Below are 17,130 nucleotides of genomic sequence, written 5' to 3' on the forward strand. Positions count from 1 at the left end.
CCTGATTAAATTCATTCTGACTGTAAAGTAAGCTGAGTAATACGTTCTTGCCAACAACCGCTGCTATCTGATGCTAGCTCTAATAAATCAATTTGTGAGGAGGTCACTTTTAATACTTTCCCATGATTTAATCCTAAATAATATCCAGGTTTAACTCTATGTATTTCATTGCCTGAAACTTGTACCAATGCCCACAGTTGATCATTAATCTCTAAGGTCCCTCGCATTCTCATATTGCTAAGAGAGAACATTTCTAATGCCTCTTTCTTGCGCTCAAAGTTAGGTTGAGGACAACTTTTAGGTGTATTTCTGACTTCTGTAGCAACTTCTGCTTGAGGCTGAGAAAAAGGGCTTCTGGCTTCTTCCTGAGTGTAAGTCAGCGTATCAATTTTTTTCAACACTGGAATGTCATCATTTAGCGGATAGACTTTAGATTTGCTATCAGCAACAAACACCTCTAGATCATCGACCTGTACATCAACACAAGCAAACAAAGAAAAGCTCATTAATAAAGGTAATAATTTTTTCACTAAGGCTCCTCTTTATAACGATAGCTTTTAGCAACTATCTCTAACAGTAGAGTATTTTTATCATTATGTTTTAAACGCAAGTTATCCAATATCACAATACGAGGAAGTGCTGCAATATCCGCTGAAAATTTACCTAGTTGCTCATAAGTACCCACCACTTTAATACTAATCGGCACTTCTTCAGCAAGCTCTAATTGTTTTTTAACCCCCCAATTTAAACTATTAAATTGAAGACCATTATTGGAACCAATAAAGCTAATATCGTCTAACAGGCTTGCTAGTTCTTTTTTACTTGGTAGTTTATTAACTAAGCCATCTAATATCACTTCGATCTCTTTCATTTGTTCACGATAGGCTTCAAGATTTGAAGAAATAGCCGCTTTAACAGTAAATTCTTTTTTAAGGGCAATTTCTTTTGCTTCGACTCGCTCCAATTGTTTCAATTGATCATCAATAACATAGTAATAAAAACCACCTACAAACAAAATACAAACGATTAAAATGGTAATTGCTTTATGTAGATTAGGCCAACTGCCGATAGTTTCTAAATCCAACTCATTAATATTCATTATTTTAATCCTTTTTCAGGAAGAACAATAAAATTCATGGCAAACTTATAAAGCTTAATCGGTTTATCAGGACCACTAACAATAGAAGGCAATGATGCATCGCCTAACCAACCAGAATTATCAACATTTCGGACCATATTGCTAACTCGACCATTAGACTCAGTAAGACCTTTCACATCGATACGTCCATCTTTAAAGGTCACTGAATCAACATAAACACCCGCGGGAGTCACTACGGGCAAGGTATTAAAAAAACGCGTGATCAAATTACGACGCTCCTCCAATTCTTGAATCAAATTAATACGTCGCACTAATTCTGCTTTTTCTTTTTTAATGTTACGTATTTCTGCAATACGGCGATCTAAAATAATTGTCTGAGTTTGTAAAAATTGGTTACGTGAATTCTGTGCACCAATTAACTCATCAACATATATTTTACCTAAATAACATATACTTAATGTAACTAGACAACACATGCCTAGCAATACAAAGAAGGCTATTTTTTTCTTCCTTTTGTACTCTTCACGCCAGGGTAATAAGTTTATATTTGACACTATATAACTCCTCTTAATGCCAAACCTAGCGCCATCATATACTTACTACCTGATTGCGTTAATACTCCTTTATCAGCCTTGTTTTTGAATTCAAAACCTAGATAAGGATCTGCAACTTCAACTTCAATATCTAATTCAGCTCTTAACTGCTCCACTAACTCAGGCATTAACACACCTCCTCCAGTTAATATTAACTTAGTAATAGCAACGTTATTAGGAGAGTTAGTAAACATACGCAAATCAAAGCGAAGGTGATTGACCGTCATACTCACAAACGGAGCGATGACATCAGATTGGCAATCGACGGGTAAATCATTTTCTAATTTTGCTTTTTCTGCATCCTGAAATGAAAGTGTATAACGATCCGCAATCATTTGGGTACACACTGCACCACCATGATTTTTGTTACGAGTAAAAATAACATTACCTTGGTATAAAACACTCAACATCATTTGTGAGGTACCAATATCTACGACAGCAATACCATGATTATAATCTTCAGGAGTAAATACTAATTCAGAGGCTCGAGCAAGAGCATGGCTTGCCACATCAACAATAGTAGTAGTTAAGCCGCTTTCATCAACACACTGTGCCTGTGATAAAACACGCTCTTTTCGAGCTGCACTGACCAGAATATCATTTAAAGCACTATCCGCTTCATTAGGTCCCATTATTTCAAAATCTATAAATATTTCATCTAATGGGAAAGGAATAATGGTTTCTGCTTCTAATTCAATACGCGCTTCTAAATCTAATTCATTTAAATCGGAACTCATGGTTATAACTTTTGTCATAACATCTGCGCCCATTACTGCAATGGCTGCATTTTTATAATTACTAGGAAAGGATTTTCTTAAACGTTTAATGATTAAGGTTACTTTATCAATATCTTCTAAGCGGTTATCAACAATCAATCCTTTTGGGACAGAAGCTTCTGCGGCACCATCAATTTGATAGGTTCCTTGCCCCTTAGAGAGTGCGATAGCTTTGATTGAATGTGAGCCAAAATCAATGCCAATGACACCGCTAGGACCTAGTCTTTTAAATCCAGAGAACATAACTTCCTTGCTGCAGTAAGTGCTAATAAAATAGTTAATTGAAATAAAATATGAGCTTGAGTCTCAATTAGATAACGTTCAAATTGAATAAGTCACAGTTCCCTCTTTAACTCATGATTTATAACTATATACTACATATCCAATATATCTAATATTAAATAAAAAAAGTGACATGCTCACAACATAGATGGAATGATTCGAATATGATGAAATGGATAAAGCGACTTTTCATAGTAGCTATTTTCTTGGGTGTTATAGGTGTTGCTGCGATAACATTTATCTACTTCCAACTAAAAGCAGATTTACCAGATGTAACAAGTATTCAAGAAATCCCTTTGCAAGTACCAATGAAAGTACTCAGCAAAGACGGTGAACTGATCTCTCAATTTGGTGAGAAAAGACGTATCCCGTTAATACGTAAAGAGATACCAGATCAACTTGTTAATGCCTTTATTGCCACCGAAGATAGTCGTTTTTATCAACATATTGGTATGGATCCGATTGGTATCATGCGTGCAGCTAGTGTTTATATATTATCTGGCAGCGCAAAGCAGGGGGCGAGTACAATCACCCAGCAAGTGGCACGAAACTTTTTCTTAACCAATGAAAAAACTATTTTGCGTAAAGTCCGTGAAATATTCCTTGCCATACAGATAGAACAAATATTAACCAAAGATGAAATTTTAATGCTATATCTCAATAAGATAGCATTAGGACATCGTTCATTTGGTGTGGGCGCAGCTGCCCAAGTTTATTTTGGTAAAACAGTTTCAGAATTAACGCTTTCTGAGATGGCTGTATTAGCAGGCCTTCCCAAGGCGCCTTCACGTTTAAACCCTATCTATTCAGTTGAAAACGCAACGGAACGTCGCAACATTGTTTTACTGCGTATGTTAGATGAAAACTATATTACTCAAGAAGAGTATCAAAGTGCACGTGATGAAGTTGTTTTAAGCCGCTACCATGGTGCAGAAATTACGCTATCAGCACACTACGTTGCTGAAATTGCACGTAATAAATTAATTGAGTTATACGGAGAAGAGCGAAGCTATAACGAAGGCTTCAATGTATACACCACGATCACTAAAAAAACACAGCAAGCCGCAAATAAAGCAGTCATAGAAAACCTGCATAATTACGACATGCGCCATGGTTACCGTGGTGCAACTAAGGTGTTATGGACTGAAGATGAAACTCCGTGGACAACAGAAAAGATAGAGGAAGCACTAGCACAAGAAGCCAGCGATGTTGATTTAAAACCAGCGGTAGTCGTTGCTGTTAATGACAAAAGTATTGATGTCATCATCAAAGGTGATAAGGAAAAAGTATCAACCATTGATTGGGACGGTTTAAGTTGGGCTCGCTCATTTAGATCCGATTCAAGACAGGGTAATCCTCCCAAAAAAGCAAAAGACATTGTCAGCGTAGGTGAGCAAATTTTGACTCGAGAAGTCGATATTGAAGTCAAAGACAAAAAACAAACGACTTCCGTGAAACAATTACAACTATCACAATACCCTGCAGTGAGTGCTGCCTTTGTTTCGCTAAACCCTCAAGATGGAGCAATTACATCACTAGTCGGCGGTTTTAGTTTTGCACAAAGTAAATTTAATCGTGCGCTTCAGGCTAAACGTCAGGTTGGTTCTAATATCAAACCATTTATTTACTCTGCCGCCCTTGATAATGGATACACCTTAGCGACGTTAGTAAATGATACACCAATTAATGAATGGAGTGGAAATGAAGCTTGGCGCCCAAAAAACTCACCAAATATTTATTTAGGCCCCATTAGATTGCGTCGAGCATTAGGACAATCAAAAAACGTTGTATCAGTTCGATTAGTACAAGACTTAGGTATTGATAAAGTTATTGATCAACTCACTAAATTTGGCTTTAAACCAGAAGACATGCCAAGAAGTAACTCTATTGCACTGGGGTCAGCATCGATAACTCCGCTAGACCTAGCTACAGGTTATGCAATCATTGCCAATGGCGGATACAAAATTGAACCTTATGTGATTGAACGTATTGAAGATGCATACGGCACTGTTTTATACCAAGCAGAACCTAAAATTGTTTGTCCAGAATGCATTAAAACATACCAAGGTAAAGCAGAAAAAACAGATCCCTTAGCGATTGAAACAATGATAGACGGTGATGCTAAGGTGTGTGTTATTGCGGCAGTCGATGAAACACAAATAGCACCTTCAGCGATCTCTCCTGCTACTGCATTTTTAACCCGTGAACTATTGCGTACCGCAGTTTGGGGTGGTGGCGACTGGGCGCATAAGACTCGTTGGAATGGCACCGGGGCACGAGCAGGAAAAGCAGTTAAGCGCCAAGATATGGGCGGCAAAACAGGTACCACCAATGACTCCAAAGATGCTTGGTTCTCTGGTTTTGTTGGTAATAGTGTTGCCACTTCATGGGTTGGTTTCGATGACTTTAATCGTGAATTAGGTCGTGCAGCTTACAATAGCAACTTAGGTAAAAGTCAATCTTCAGGCGGTGAGTATGGATCAAGCACTGCCTTGCCAGCCTGGAATGCATTTATGGTTGAAACCATGGCAGGAGAGCCAACTTTTTCACCTCCACGACCAGATAATATTGTTAACGCGCGAATAGATAGAGCAACAGGGTTCCTATCGACGGTCACTGATCACACAACACTGATTGAATACTTTAAATCAGGCACAGTGCCTATTTACTATGCACCTGAGCAAAGTAATTACAATCAAAGTAGTGACTCTTCAACAGAAGGATATGATGAAGAGCTATTTTAATAGCTGATAGTGAGGTTGAAAAAACTCCTGAAATTCAGTAATAGTTGAAAAGCTTTGCATCGCTTGTGCGGGCTTTTCACTATCCGGTTTGTTAATACCGACTAGATATTCAACACCAGCAGACTGAGCAGCAACTAAAATTTTCTCGCTATCATCAATAAAAATGGAGCGAGAAAAGTCTGTATTGAGTTGCTTCTTTACTGCTTCCCAAAAAAATGCACTTTCTTTTTCATGGCCGATTTCATGGCTAGAAATAGCGAGGTCAACATGAGATAACAGTTGCGTTTGTTGATCTTTCAGCGCAATACCACTTGGATGAGCATTGGTTAAGATAACAATTTTCTTACCTAATTTTTTTAACTTTTTCAAAAACCAAAGCGTATCTTCTCGCCATTGAATCTTATGCTTATTAGCATGTTGTAAATGATGGATATCCAAGCCTAAGGTTTCAGTCCAATAATCATAGCTGTACCAAGATAACGTTCCCCACACGGCTTTGTATTGGTCAAAAACATAAGTAGTGGCTTGTTCAATAGATAAACGATGCAATAATGCATATTGGCTGGGTACAAACTCTAGCCAAAAGTGAGAGTCATAATGTAAATCTAATAATGTACCATCCATATCTAGTAAGACTAAATCTACATCTTTCTCTAAAAACATATTATTCCTAATGCAGTGTACTCAAAGTAAAATAGATTAAATGAATACAGTATCGTAAATAAGATAAGCATTGTAAGATAACATTTATATTAACTAATGATAGTCATGGGGTCTCTATGAGCAATTCTTTACCAACCTTACCTGAAATATTACATAAAAGTGTTGTCGCTTGTAGTCGATTTTTCAAGATAGAAACATTACAGCTTAAATTTAGTAATGGTGAACAGCGTGAGTTCGAACGTATGAAGGGAGGTAATCAAGGAGCCGTATTAGTGGTGCCTTTTTATGATAAAGATACCTTGCTGTTAATACGAGAATATGCGGCTGGAACACATAGCTACGAGCTAGGTTTCCCAAAAGGCTTGATTGACCCAGGCGAAAGCGATCTAGAAGCTGCGAATAGAGAATTAAAAGAAGAGGTCGGCTTTGGGGCTAAAAATTTCACTGCATTGAAAAAAGTAGTGATGGCTCCTAGCTACTTTAGTAGTACGATGACTTTATTTATGGCTGAAAATTTATATCCTGAAAGTTTACCTGGTGATGAGCCTGAGCCTTTAGAAGTGATAAAATGGCCAATCGCCAAAGCAGATGAATTATTAGCACGGGATGATTTTCAAGAAGCGCGTAGCATTAGTGCGTTATTGCTAGTGATGAAAAACCATCGTTGACTTAATCACCATATATAGTTTCAAAAAAGTACTAATTCGTGAGTAGTAAAATATAACTACTCACGCTTTTCATTCCCTTTTAAAACAATCGATTCAAACCGTTTAATGCTGCAACTCGATACGCTTCAGCCATGGTTGGATAATTGAACGTCGTATTAGCAAAATATTCAATCGTATTGCCAGGGCCTTCTTGCTCCATAATAGCTTGACCGATATGAATAATCTCTGCAGCTCGCTCACCAAAACAATGAATACCTAATATTTCTTTAGTATCGCGATGAAATAGGATCTTCAAACTACCCACATCTGACCCAAGAATCTGAGAGCGGGCTAAATCTTTGAATTGTGCGCGCCCTACTTCATAAGGCACTTTTTGTTGCGTCAAAATTTGTTCTGTTTTACCCACTGAACTGATTTCAGGAATAGTATAAATACCAGTAGGAATATCTTTGATCAGTTTTCTTTTTCCTTCACGGGTAATAATTAAATTAGCCGCTATTCGACCTTGATCATAAGCTGCACTGGCTAAACTAGGGTAACCAATAACATCACCTACAGCATAAATATTATCCACAGATGTTTGATAGTTTTCATTAATAGCTAGTTGCCCACGACCATCTGGTTTTAAACCAATTGCTTCTAAGTTTAATAGGTCAGTATTACCTGTACGCCCATTTGCATAGAGTAAGCAGTCTGCCTTCATTTTTTTACCTGATTTAAAATGAATAACGACCCCTTCTGAAGAATGTTCAACTTTTTGGTATTCCTCATCATGACGTAAAATCATGCCAGAGTTTCTGAAGTGATAAGACAATGCATCTGACATTTCAGCATCTAAAAACGATAACAACCTATCCCGAGTGTTAACCAAGTCAGTTTTAACACCCAACCCTCTAAAAATAGAAGCATATTCACAGCCAATAACACCTGCGCCATAAATGACAATATGTTGTGGTTGATAATCTAGAGAAAGAATTGTGTCACTGTCATAAACATTCGGAGAATTAAAGTCGATATCAACAGGATGATATGGTCGAGATCCAGTCGCGATAATAATATCTTGTGCTGTGATCGTTTCTAGGGAGCCATCTGCACTTTTAATTCGAATCGAATGATTATCAATAAAAGATGCTTCACCAAAATGTAAAGTGCAATTATTACGATTATAGAAACTACTGCGCATTTTAACTTGTTTACTGATCACTTGTTCCGTATGGCGTAATACATCAGCAAAAGTAAATGACTGTTTTTGAGGATAATTATTTGTAAATAAGGCGTTGTTTTTAAGCTCAATCAGCTGTGTAACACTATGGCGAAGTGCTTTTGATGGTATGGTTCCCCAGTGTGTACACCCCCCACCTATATCACGATATTTTTCAATCACAGCGACACGTTTACCAGCTTTAGCAAGCTTCATCGCTGAGCCTTCTCCGCCTGGTCCGGTGCCAATAACAATTGCATCATAATCATAACTTACAGGTGCTTTTTTTGGATTTTTTGGTGTAGACATGACTCAACCTTCAGTGATAAATAATAGTAATATTAACAATCTAACAGTATTTGTCACACATTCCTGTAACAAAGCGTGCTCTCTAAGGGTATTAAACATACATTATAAATATGAAAATATCTTTAACTTCTCACATCGTTACAAAAAAGAAGAAATAGAGGTTAGTTCATGTTATTTTTAGGTTTTAAATTTAAATTAATAGATAGGAGTTAGTGTAATGCAAGATAGTAATATCTCAGTAAAATGGTTAATTCATGCTTTTTTAATAGGGTTGTCCATTAACGCATGTTTTTCTATTTTAACAATCTCACAAATAACATTTTCACTGTTTCCATTTTTTACGCTGTACTTTGCAACGAGCCGCTTTTACCAGCTGTATATTAGTGAAGCAGATAATGAAGCCAGTGTTCGTCCGGCATGGGCAGCCTTTTTTATTGGTTTATTCTCCTACGCAGCTTTTATTGGAGCATTACACCCAGAACTAGGATCAAATTTCATCTCCATCACTATTACTTTAATTCTAGCTATCTGGTTAATGTATAAAATGATGTTTGGTGATAAGCATTACCCTGCATAAGGACAATACTGATAGTAAATTTTAAATTAACCTAACTGGTTATAAATCAATAATATGGTGGATTTGATCAACACCTTGTATTTGGTGTTGCGCAATTCCCTCATTTTCTAGATGATATTAAATCACCCTTTAGGGTGATTAGTGTTACTCTTTAAAAGGGCAAATAATGGATTATACTACCCGCAATATTCCCGCTTCAAAGCAAATAGCTTTAGTTGCACATGATGATATGAAATATCAGCTAATTAAATGGGTTGCTAAACGCGCAGAACAATTAAAACAACATCATATATTCTCTACTGGCACGACGGGCACTTTGTTGGCAAAACAAACAGGCTTACCTATTGAATGTCTTTTATCAGGACCAATGGGTGGGGATCAGCAGTTAGGTGCTAAGCTTGCGGAAGGTAAAATTGACTTACTTATTTTCTTTTGGGATCCAATGAGTTCAGTCCCCCACGAACCAGATGTAAAAGCATTATTACGTTTGGCGGCGGTATGGAACATTCCAATGGCAACTAATATATCAACCGCAGATTTTATCATTGACTCATATTATATGGATAAAATTTATACAACACGTATCCCTGACTATCAAAAATATTTAATTCGACGCACACAATAAAGTTTGGAGTTCATCTTGCAAAGCTTAACTGACATTTATATCTACCCGATCAAGTCCACTAAGGGCATTCAATTACCGCAAGCATTAGTGGAAGAAAAAGGTTTAGAAAATGATCGGCGCTACATGTTAGTTGACATGCAAGGACAGTTTATTACAGGTCGAACACATCCTCAATTAACGCAAATCAGTATTGAATTTTCTAAAAAAGGCTTATTTGTTAGCGCACCCGATCAACCTAGTTTCTATATTCAACAGGAGCAGTTTTCGGAGCAATCATTAGCGGTTGAGATTTGGGCAGATACAGTACAAGCGCAACACTGTCATAGCGATTATGATCAATGGTTTTCAAGTTTTTTGAAACAACCGTGTCAGCTTGTTTACTTTGCTGATAGCAGTGTACGCTGTGTTAAAAACAAGCAAACACAGGTTGGTTTTGCTGACGGTTACCCGCTATTACTCATTAATCAAGCCTCTGTCGAGCAACTTAATACACTGCTTGATAACCCTGTCAGTGCATTACATTTTCGCCCTAATATATTAATCAAGGGAGATAGTGCCTTTGTTGAAGATAGCTGGTCCCGTATTAAAATTGGAGAAGTAGAGTTTGAGGTAAGTAAACCCTGCTCTCGCTGTATTTTTACTAATGTAGATCCTAAAACTGGCAAAGCAGACCTTGAGCAACCTCTTAAAACATTATCACAATACAGGTTCCACCAAGGTAATATCGACTTTGGCCAAAACTTAATTCCTTTAAACCAAGGAATTATTCGTAGTGGAGATCAAGTTCAAGTATTAGCTTCGCAGCAAGCCCCTATTTATGAGTCGATGTTAGCAACTGAAGAAAGTAATAAAAAAGCACTACAGATAAACTTTGTAAATACCGGCTTAGAAGTCACAGGTGATAATCAGCAGTTGCTATTAAATCAAGCAGAACAGGCTGGAATTAATATTCCCTATTCGTGCAGAGGTGGCAAATGTGGACGTTGCAAAACAAAATTATTATCCGGGGAAGTTGATGTATTAAATGACCAAGGTTTATTCAAAGAAGAAATAGAAGCAGGTTATTTATTAGCCTGTAGCTGTATACCCTTATCAAATATTAGTATTGATCACTAAGGATAAATACTTAAATACTCACTGAAATGCTTATCAATGAACATTAAATGATTCATGGAAACTAACAACATGAATCATTTTTTAATAGAACTAAATAGTTGCATCAACCGGGCAGCCACTATGAAATCTAAAGTCTTCATCTGGCGAGGTAATTAACTGCCCTTCTAGCTGGCCAAAATATTCAATTCGATCACTAATATCTTTCCCCGCTATTTGCTCTGCTAATACTAAATAATCTTGATAATGACGTGCTTCCGAACGAAGTAAAGAAACATAGAATTTATTTAAGATAGGGTCTAAGTGAGGTGCTATTTTAGCAAACCGCTCGCAGGATCTGGCTTCAATATATGCACTGCAGATAAGTTTATCAATCAGCATATTAGGCTCATGTGTTGTGACATGGCTTAATAGCTCTTTGGCATAACGACTTGATCCAATAAAACCAAAAGTAATATCGCGTGCGTGCATTATCTCCACTACTTGATAGAAATGATGTAACTCTTCTTTGATCAACAAGATCATTTTATCAATTAAATCCTGTCCATAAAGCGTATTACCTTTTGCGACAATTTTTTTAGATAAACTATTGTTGGCTAATGCTTTCCAATCACCTTGTTTACGATATACAAAATCATTATAAGGGGTCAGCCAAGCCATCAGAGCATCACCGCTTTGTTTGTCTACCGCATAACGGCGAATCAATAGCATCGCCGTCTGCGCAGCTTTTAACTCGCAAATCATATGATCAATTAATAGCGCAGATTGATTCTCCACCAGTTTTGCTTTATCTATCCAAGCTTGTGGTGTTTGCGTATGCAGAAATTCTTTTATCGGCGCTAATAATTGTTCATCTACGTGCATCTAATAACGCTCAAATAGTTTTAATAACGCATCGCTATTATCCGGCGCAAAGTTTTCTTCTTGCTCCTTACCGTACACACTATCAGCAAGCTTCTGCTTGCGAGATTGCAACGCTAACACACGCTCCTCAACTGTTTGCTCACAAATCAGTTTATACACAAACACAGGCTTATCTTGGCCAATACGATATGCTCGGTCAGTGGCTTGGTTTTCTACCGCAGGATTCCACCATGGGTCATAATGAATAACCGTATCAGCAGCGGTTAAGTTAAGGCCAACACCACCAGCTTTCAAGGAGATCAGGAAGACTGGCACATCACCACCTTGGAACTTCTCGATAATTTCACTACGGTTACGGGTTTGCCCTGTTAATTTAACAAAATCAATACCGGTTTCCTGCAAGGCTTCTTCAATCAAGCCTAACATTTGTGCAAATTGTGAGAAGATAAGAATACGTCTGCCCTCTTCTACCATTTCTGGCACAATTTCCATTAAGAAATCTAACTTAGCTGAACTTTTTATTTGCTGAGCATGCTCTAATTTTACTAAACGAGGATCACAACAAGCCTGACGTAATTTCAATAGTGCATCTAAAAATTCAATACGGCTTCTTGCCATACCTTTTTCACGCAGTAAATCACGTACTTTTGCTTCCATCGTGATACGAATGCTTTCATACAGAGTACGTTGATCGTTTTGTAGTGCAATTGTATGAATGATTTCTGTTTTAGCAGGTAACTCTTTAGCCACCTCATCCTTGGTGCGTCGCAATAAGAAAGGTCTAGTTTTTTGAATTAACCATTGCTGAATTTGATGATTACCCTCACCTTCAATACCTTTACGGTATACTCGATTAAAGGTGCTGTATGAACCTAAGAAACCAGGCATCAAGAAATCAAACAAAGACCATAATTCGCCAAGATGATTTTCCATTGGCGTACCCGTTAAACACAGGCGCTGTTTAGCATCAATTTGTTTAATACTCTTAGTCATTTTAGCAAGTGGATTTTTAATGGTTTGCGCTTCATCCAAGATAAGATCAGAGAATGAAAATTCAGCAAACTCTTTAAAATCACGAGCAATCAGAGGATAAGTAGTGATCACTAAATCATAGTTATTTATATCTTTAAAGAATTGATGACGACTAACACCATGCAAGACTAATACTTTCAAATCTGGAGTGAATTTAGTCGCTTCATTTAACCAGTTACCGACTAAGGAAGTAGGACAAATCACCATCGCAGGTAACGACAACAACTGTTGTTGTTTTTTGTATAATAAGTAAGCTAACGTTTGTACCGTTTTACCTAAGCCCATATCATCGGCTAACACACCAGAAAACCCATATTCATTCAAGAACATAAGCCAGTTTAAACCTTCCTTCTGGTAGTCTCGTAAGTCGGCAACTAGTCCCTGCGGAGCAGGTACGTCTTGAATGCCGCTAAAGTTAGCTAATTTTTTAGCCAACGCTTGCACATGTTCACCACCAACCCAACGATTAATTTCAGGAAGTTGCGCTAATAACGCAGCCTGATTCTGAGGTAAATTTATTTTACTATCGTTAACTTCACCTAGCTCTTGCAAAATAGATAAAATAGGTTGAATAGATTCGCGTTTAACACGCAGTGGACGACCATTACCTTGCGCTAATAATATATCGTAATCATTCTGCTGCCAGTCTTCGTTACTGCGCAACCACTCTAATAACAACGGTAATAGTTCAATACGCTTGCCTTCCACTTCAATGGAAACACCTAAGTCAAACCAGTTACCTTTTTCATCAATATCAATATCGATGCTATCAACTTGCTGACTTTGTAATGCTAAGTCCTTAGCAATATCAAACTGCCAGCCTAAGACTTCTAAGCGAGCTTTATGTGCTGTTAATAGTGATAACCACTGAAACTCTTGAGAGCCTCCTAATTCAGGTGGCAAAATACCTTGGGTATCCTTACTAACCGCATATTTAGGGTCATACATATACACATCAAGCAAACATAATTCATTAAATTCATTTAAAGCAGCTAACTCTGCGTCAATATCTCTTGTAACACTGACAATTTGCCCTTTGTGCATATATTGATTACGTTGTTTATCTTCTAAGATGCTTGGTGTTAATAACAATACGCCATATTTAAAATACAAACGCCCTAAAAATAGACTTTGTCCTTTAATCTGTTGTACATCTAATTTAAAGATAACCTGTAAGGTCTCATCAATATGCTGAATGTCGTAATGCTGCGGGTTAGGCAATACATCTTGTGCAAAACCCAGTGATACTTCTTGAGTAAAGTGCGCACACTGTTCTTCACCTAATGGTGGAGTTTGTAACAGGGAAAGTAACCAATCACGATTAAAGTGGGTATCAAGCAGGCCAAATTGGTGACTATCAAGGTCATAAAAATAAGGTTTAGGTGTTGGGATCAACAGCCAGTTTTCACTACCTTCAAGGTTGACCATTAACTGTTTCAAGCCATCTTCTACCGATAACCATTCCAGCGTTACCGGACGAGAAGCTGATAATGTTATTTTCTGGTCAAGGTGCTCCCAGAAGCATCGACCAGTTTCTAATATTTTTTGTAAAGCCAATAAGTCGAGCTCAGTTTTGATATAGGTTTTACCTAACTTAGTCGCTCGTCCTTCTTTAGTGAGTAATAAACGTAAGATTTCAACATCTTCATCCTCTACCCATTTAAAGCTTTCCATCCAGCTTTCGTTGTCAGCAACAGACACTAAGTCTTTTTCACTAAAAACATGAGAATTTTCACTTTTCAAAAAGCGCACGCTGCCATATTCAACTTTGATATAACGGTGTTCATGATTGAGGACTTTTTTATCAAACGAAAAGCGGAAGTATCCTTGATAAGCAGAGGCACGTACTTTTTCTGGTTGCCCTACTTTACCGTTTAACATTTCATACCAAGTTTGATAGCTGTTTTCGATATTATAATTCGGCGTATCGGCTTGGTAAGCTAACAGTAAAGCAACAGCATGCTTACAATTCCACCCAACCGGGCAAGAACAAGTGCTGTGAATAATATAACCACCTTTATTAGACGGTTTAATGGATGCTTTAGTCTTATAAGGCGTGTCATTGGTCCCTTTGACCAATCCAACAAGTGAATTACTCGATTCATCGTAATCGCACGCTAATACACGACTTTCTTTAAAATAGAGGGTACCTCGGTCAATAATATTACGACCAAAACTTGTTGATATATCTTGCTGAGTCACTTTAGGCATCGGAAAAAACCATCTAAAAAACGGATCGTTAATGATAAAGAGATAGTGGGCAGAAATAAAGGACTAATAATGAAATTACATAATTCCTTCGATTAACACCTTCATTTATTTACTAAAAAACACAATTATAGTAGGTTATACAAAAATATTTATTTATCATCAATATTAACTAAACTAGATCATCATATAATCATAAGAGATAAAAATTAATTGATAAAAAATAAAGCCCTCAATCCACTGTATTTTTTTGTTATCGCATATATAGCCTTACAAGCGTGGATGTTTCCTACTGTTTATAAAATAGACTTTTATGACATATTCTTTAAATCTGTTATTGCTATTACGCTATTCTTATTATTGATTCAATTAAATAAAGTTAAGCATAATCGTGACGTACACAAATACTTAATGAGTGGATTTTTCTTTCTTTTTGTCACTCTACTAACAACAACCCTCGATGAAATATTTACTCAACCTTGGTTGTTAAAAGTCTTATTCAAAGATATAGCACAAATGATCGGCTTTATATTAGTGTCTATAGGCATTAACACTTGGATAATACAAAATAGCGATCAAAGCTCTAAATTAAAACAGTTATCAGAGACTGACGAATTAACCAACTTATACACGCGACGCCATTTTAATGAGCTACTCTCTAATGTACTTGTTACCCAACGTGTAGAAAAAGAATCCTTCTCTGTTTTATTAATTAATATCGACAATTTTAAACTTATTAATGAGCAACATACCCAGACAGGGGGTGATGTAGTCCTCAAAAAGCTTGCTAATAAGCTGACCGACTGTATCCGTAAAACCGATACCGTTGCGCGCTGGGGCGGAGAGGAGTTTATTATATTATTAAACAACAGTAATGACGTCATTGCTAAGCAAGTCGCTGAGATGATCCGTGCTAAAAGTGAGTTATTATGTGTTGAATATAACAAAGACATTATTAATATCACTGTCAGTATTGGTGTAGCAACTTACCAAAATGAAGTGAAAAGCAGTGCATTAATTAACCGAGTAGAGCAATGTTTATCAGAAGCGAAAAAAAGCGGGAAAAACAAAGTATTAGTGAGCTGTAATAAGATACAAAGTGCATAGTTTTTAATAGCCATGACTCAATTAAATATGCATCTTCAAATTAGCATTAAGTAGCTTATTTTGTTAATGCGTTTACATTTTAAAACATCACAGCTATAAAATATAAACGCTAAACATAGCTATAAATAAGTTATGAATAGTTATGTTTTGTATCCATTAGGGTTATTTGACTGCCAACGCCAAGTATCTTGCATCATCTCATCTAAGCCACGTTCAGCTTGCCAGTTTAACTCTGCTAATGCTTTTTCAGGCGCAGCATAACAGGCTGCAATATCGCCTTCACGACGTGGTGAAACATTGTATGGAATAGTCTTACCGCTAGCCGCTTCAAAAGCGTTGATCATATCAAATACAGAATAGCCATTTCCAGTACCTAGATTATAAATGAATACACCTGTGTCACTTTGTATGCGATGCAATGCTTTTAAGTGCCCCAACGCTAAGTCTACAACATGAATATAATCACGAACACCTGTCCCATCCAGCGTGTCATAATCATCACCAAATACAGCCAAGGCTTTCAGTTTCCCTACCCCAACCTGTGAAATATAAGGTAATAGATTGTTTGGGATTCCATTCGGATCTTCACCTATTAAACCAGATAGGTGAGCACCAACAGGATTAAAGTAACGTAAAATAACAAACGCCCAGCGAGGATCTGACTTGGCAACGTCTGCTAATACCATTTCAACCATTAACTTTGACGTACCGTATGGATTAGTTGTTCCACCCACTCGAAAGTTTTCTCTGATCGGTAAAGAAGCAGGATCACCATAAACGGTTGCTGAAGAGCTAAACACTAATTTAAATACACCTGCATCCTTCATTGCATCCAATAAAGTCAAGGTACCCTGTACATTAGTTTGATAATAAGAAATAGGTTTTGCGACTGACTCCCCTACTGCTTTCAAGCCTGCGAAATGAATAACAGAATCAATAGCATGTTGACGGAATACATCATCCAAAAAATTTTTATCTAAGATATCCCCTTGATAAAATACAGGTACCTTACCTGTAATTTTTTCAACTCGATTCAATGATTCTTGCGAAGAATTACATAAGTTATCTACAATAATAACTTGTTGATCTTTCTCTAACAGCTCAACCACGGTATGTGAGCCAATATAACCTGCACCGCCGGTCACTAAAATTGTCATAAACTACCTACTACTAAAGTCATTAAAAATAAAACGAAAGGGGTTAATCTGATTTCAAGGTGCTTTATCTGCATAAAGTTACCTGCTAACTTTACCATCTTGAATGATAAAA

15 protein-coding genes are annotated in these 17,130 nt (G+C 37.1%); 6 read left to right on the forward strand and 9 right to left on the reverse strand.

The annotated features are described in order from the left end of the window. Positions 1 to 11: 11 nt before the first annotated feature. From MT390_RS02730 to pilM, 4 genes are read right to left on the reverse strand one after another with little or no spacing between them, the layout of a single operon-like run. Positions 12 to 530, reverse strand: coding sequence for a pilus assembly protein PilP (locus MT390_RS02730; protein ID WP_166368870.1), 519 nt, complete (start codon positions 528 to 530; stop codon positions 12 to 14). After that, the gene (locus MT390_RS02735) at positions 530 to 1,099 is read right to left on the reverse strand and encodes a type IV pilus inner membrane component PilO (RefSeq protein ID WP_166369017.1); all 570 of its coding nucleotides are present in this window, start codon (positions 1,097 to 1,099) and stop codon (positions 530 to 532) included. Before MT390_RS02735 ends, MT390_RS02730 begins: the two co-directional genes overlap by 1 nt. Further along, positions 1,099 to 1,653, reverse strand: coding sequence for a PilN domain-containing protein (locus tag MT390_RS02740; RefSeq protein ID WP_166368872.1), 555 nt, complete (start codon positions 1,651 to 1,653; stop codon positions 1,099 to 1,101). The genes MT390_RS02735 and MT390_RS02740 overlap by 1 nt, the downstream gene beginning before the upstream one ends. Next, positions 1,653 to 2,711, reverse strand: a complete 1,059-nt coding sequence (pilM, locus tag MT390_RS02745; protein ID WP_166368874.1) for a type IV pilus assembly protein PilM — start codon at positions 2,709 to 2,711, stop codon at positions 1,653 to 1,655. Before pilM ends, MT390_RS02740 begins: the two co-directional genes overlap by 1 nt. A gap of 206 nt (positions 2,712 to 2,917) precedes the next feature. Between pilM and MT390_RS02750 the strand changes: the two genes are divergently transcribed. Then, positions 2,918 to 5,494 carry a penicillin-binding protein 1A gene (locus MT390_RS02750; protein ID WP_499439506.1) on the forward strand — a complete coding sequence of 859 codons (2,577 nt, stop codon included), beginning with the start codon at positions 2,918 to 2,920 and terminating at the stop codon, positions 5,492 to 5,494. Here the strand turns inward: MT390_RS02750 and yrfG are convergent. Next, positions 5,486 to 6,157 carry a GMP/IMP nucleotidase gene (yrfG, locus tag MT390_RS02755; protein ID WP_166368876.1) on the reverse strand — a complete coding sequence of 224 codons (672 nt, stop codon included), beginning with the start codon at positions 6,155 to 6,157 and terminating at the stop codon, positions 5,486 to 5,488. The genes MT390_RS02750 and yrfG overlap by 9 nt on opposite strands. Before the next feature lie 116 nt (positions 6,158 to 6,273). Here yrfG and nudE point away from each other — a divergent pair, with 116 nt between their 5' ends. Beyond that, a complete protein-coding gene (nudE, locus tag MT390_RS02760) occupies positions 6,274 to 6,825 on the forward strand; it encodes an ADP compounds hydrolase NudE (RefSeq protein ID WP_166368878.1) in 552 nt (183 codons plus the stop codon). A 79-nt stretch (positions 6,826 to 6,904) separates the two neighbouring features. On the opposite strand, the gene sthA is transcribed toward nudE, so the two are convergent. Then, on the reverse strand, positions 6,905 to 8,335 hold the full coding sequence (gene sthA / locus MT390_RS02765; protein ID WP_299663652.1) for a Si-specific NAD(P)(+) transhydrogenase: 1,431 nt from the start codon (positions 8,333 to 8,335) through the stop codon (positions 6,905 to 6,907). Positions 8,336 to 8,552: 217 nt separating this feature from the next. Here sthA and MT390_RS02770 point away from each other — a divergent pair, with 217 nt between their 5' ends. The 3 genes from MT390_RS02770 to MT390_RS02780 all read left to right on the forward strand — a co-directional run bounded on the left by MT390_RS02770 (position 8,553) and on the right by MT390_RS02780 (position 10,653). Then, positions 8,553 to 8,912: a DUF1422 family protein gene (locus tag MT390_RS02770; RefSeq protein WP_166368882.1), complete on the forward strand. Its 360-nt coding sequence runs from the start codon at positions 8,553 to 8,555 to the stop codon at positions 8,910 to 8,912. Positions 8,913 to 9,078: 166 nt separating this feature from the next. Beyond that, positions 9,079 to 9,537 (forward strand): methylglyoxal synthase, encoded by a 459-nt coding sequence (locus MT390_RS02775; protein WP_166368884.1) that lies wholly within the window; start codon positions 9,079 to 9,081, stop codon positions 9,535 to 9,537. 15 nt (positions 9,538 to 9,552) lie between these two features. Then, positions 9,553 to 10,653, forward strand: coding sequence for a YcbX family protein (locus MT390_RS02780; protein WP_499439451.1), 1,101 nt, complete (start codon positions 9,553 to 9,555; stop codon positions 10,651 to 10,653). Positions 10,654 to 10,743: 90 nt separating this feature from the next. Here MT390_RS02780 and miaE read toward each other — a convergent pair whose 3' ends face one another. Together miaE and MT390_RS02790 are read right to left on the reverse strand one after the other, a co-directional pair. Then, the gene (miaE, locus tag MT390_RS02785) at positions 10,744 to 11,514 is read right to left on the reverse strand and encodes a tRNA isopentenyl-2-thiomethyl-A-37 hydroxylase MiaE (RefSeq protein WP_499439452.1); all 771 of its coding nucleotides are present in this window, start codon (positions 11,512 to 11,514) and stop codon (positions 10,744 to 10,746) included. After that, on the reverse strand, positions 11,515 to 14,757 hold the full coding sequence (locus MT390_RS02790) for a DEAD/DEAH box helicase (protein WP_499439453.1): 3,243 nt from the start codon (positions 14,755 to 14,757) through the stop codon (positions 11,515 to 11,517). A 210-nt stretch (positions 14,758 to 14,967) separates the two neighbouring features. Here MT390_RS02790 and MT390_RS02795 point away from each other — a divergent pair, with 210 nt between their 5' ends. After that, on the forward strand, positions 14,968 to 15,861 hold the full coding sequence (locus MT390_RS02795; protein ID WP_299663633.1) for a GGDEF domain-containing protein: 894 nt from the start codon (positions 14,968 to 14,970) through the stop codon (positions 15,859 to 15,861). Positions 15,862 to 16,001: 140 nt separating this feature from the next. On the opposite strand, the gene galE is transcribed toward MT390_RS02795, so the two are convergent. Then, positions 16,002 to 17,018, reverse strand: coding sequence for a UDP-glucose 4-epimerase GalE (gene galE / locus MT390_RS02800; protein WP_499439454.1), 1,017 nt, complete (start codon positions 17,016 to 17,018; stop codon positions 16,002 to 16,004). Between the last annotated feature and the right edge of the window lie 112 nt (positions 17,019 to 17,130).

This window comes from Vibrio sp. 2-Bac 85, assembly GCF_037546705.1.
Taxonomy (GTDB): Bacteria; Pseudomonadota; Gammaproteobacteria; order Enterobacterales; family Psychromonadaceae; genus Psychromonas.

What these genes read in the sequence shown, in the direction of transcription:
- nudE (WP_166368878.1), top strand. Translation starts at nt 6,274, where the DNA reads ATGAGCAATTCTTTACCAACCTTACCTGAAATATTACATAAAAGTGTT.
- yrfG (WP_166368876.1), bottom strand. Translation starts at nt 6,157, where the DNA reads ATGTTTTTAGAGAAAGATGTAGATTTAGTCTTACTAGATATGGATGGT.
- miaE (WP_499439452.1), bottom strand. Translation starts at nt 11,514, where the DNA reads ATGCACGTAGATGAACAATTATTAGCGCCGATAAAAGAATTTCTGCAT.
- galE (WP_499439454.1), bottom strand. Translation starts at nt 17,018, where the DNA reads ATGACAATTTTAGTGACCGGCGGTGCAGGTTATATTGGCTCACATACC.
- MT390_RS02735 (WP_166369017.1), bottom strand. Translation starts at nt 1,099, where the DNA reads ATGAATATTAATGAGTTGGATTTAGAAACTATCGGCAGTTGGCCTAAT.
- MT390_RS02750 (WP_499439506.1), top strand. Translation starts at nt 2,918, where the DNA reads ATGAAATGGATAAAGCGACTTTTCATAGTAGCTATTTTCTTGGGTGTT.
- MT390_RS02770 (WP_166368882.1), top strand. Translation starts at nt 8,553, where the DNA reads ATGCAAGATAGTAATATCTCAGTAAAATGGTTAATTCATGCTTTTTTA.
- MT390_RS02775 (WP_166368884.1), top strand. Translation starts at nt 9,079, where the DNA reads ATGGATTATACTACCCGCAATATTCCCGCTTCAAAGCAAATAGCTTTA.
- pilM (WP_166368874.1), bottom strand. Translation starts at nt 2,711, where the DNA reads ATGTTCTCTGGATTTAAAAGACTAGGTCCTAGCGGTGTCATTGGCATT.
- sthA (WP_299663652.1), bottom strand. Translation starts at nt 8,335, where the DNA reads ATGTCTACACCAAAAAATCCAAAAAAAGCACCTGTAAGTTATGATTAT.
- MT390_RS02790 (WP_499439453.1), bottom strand. Translation starts at nt 14,757, where the DNA reads ATGCCTAAAGTGACTCAGCAAGATATATCAACAAGTTTTGGTCGTAAT.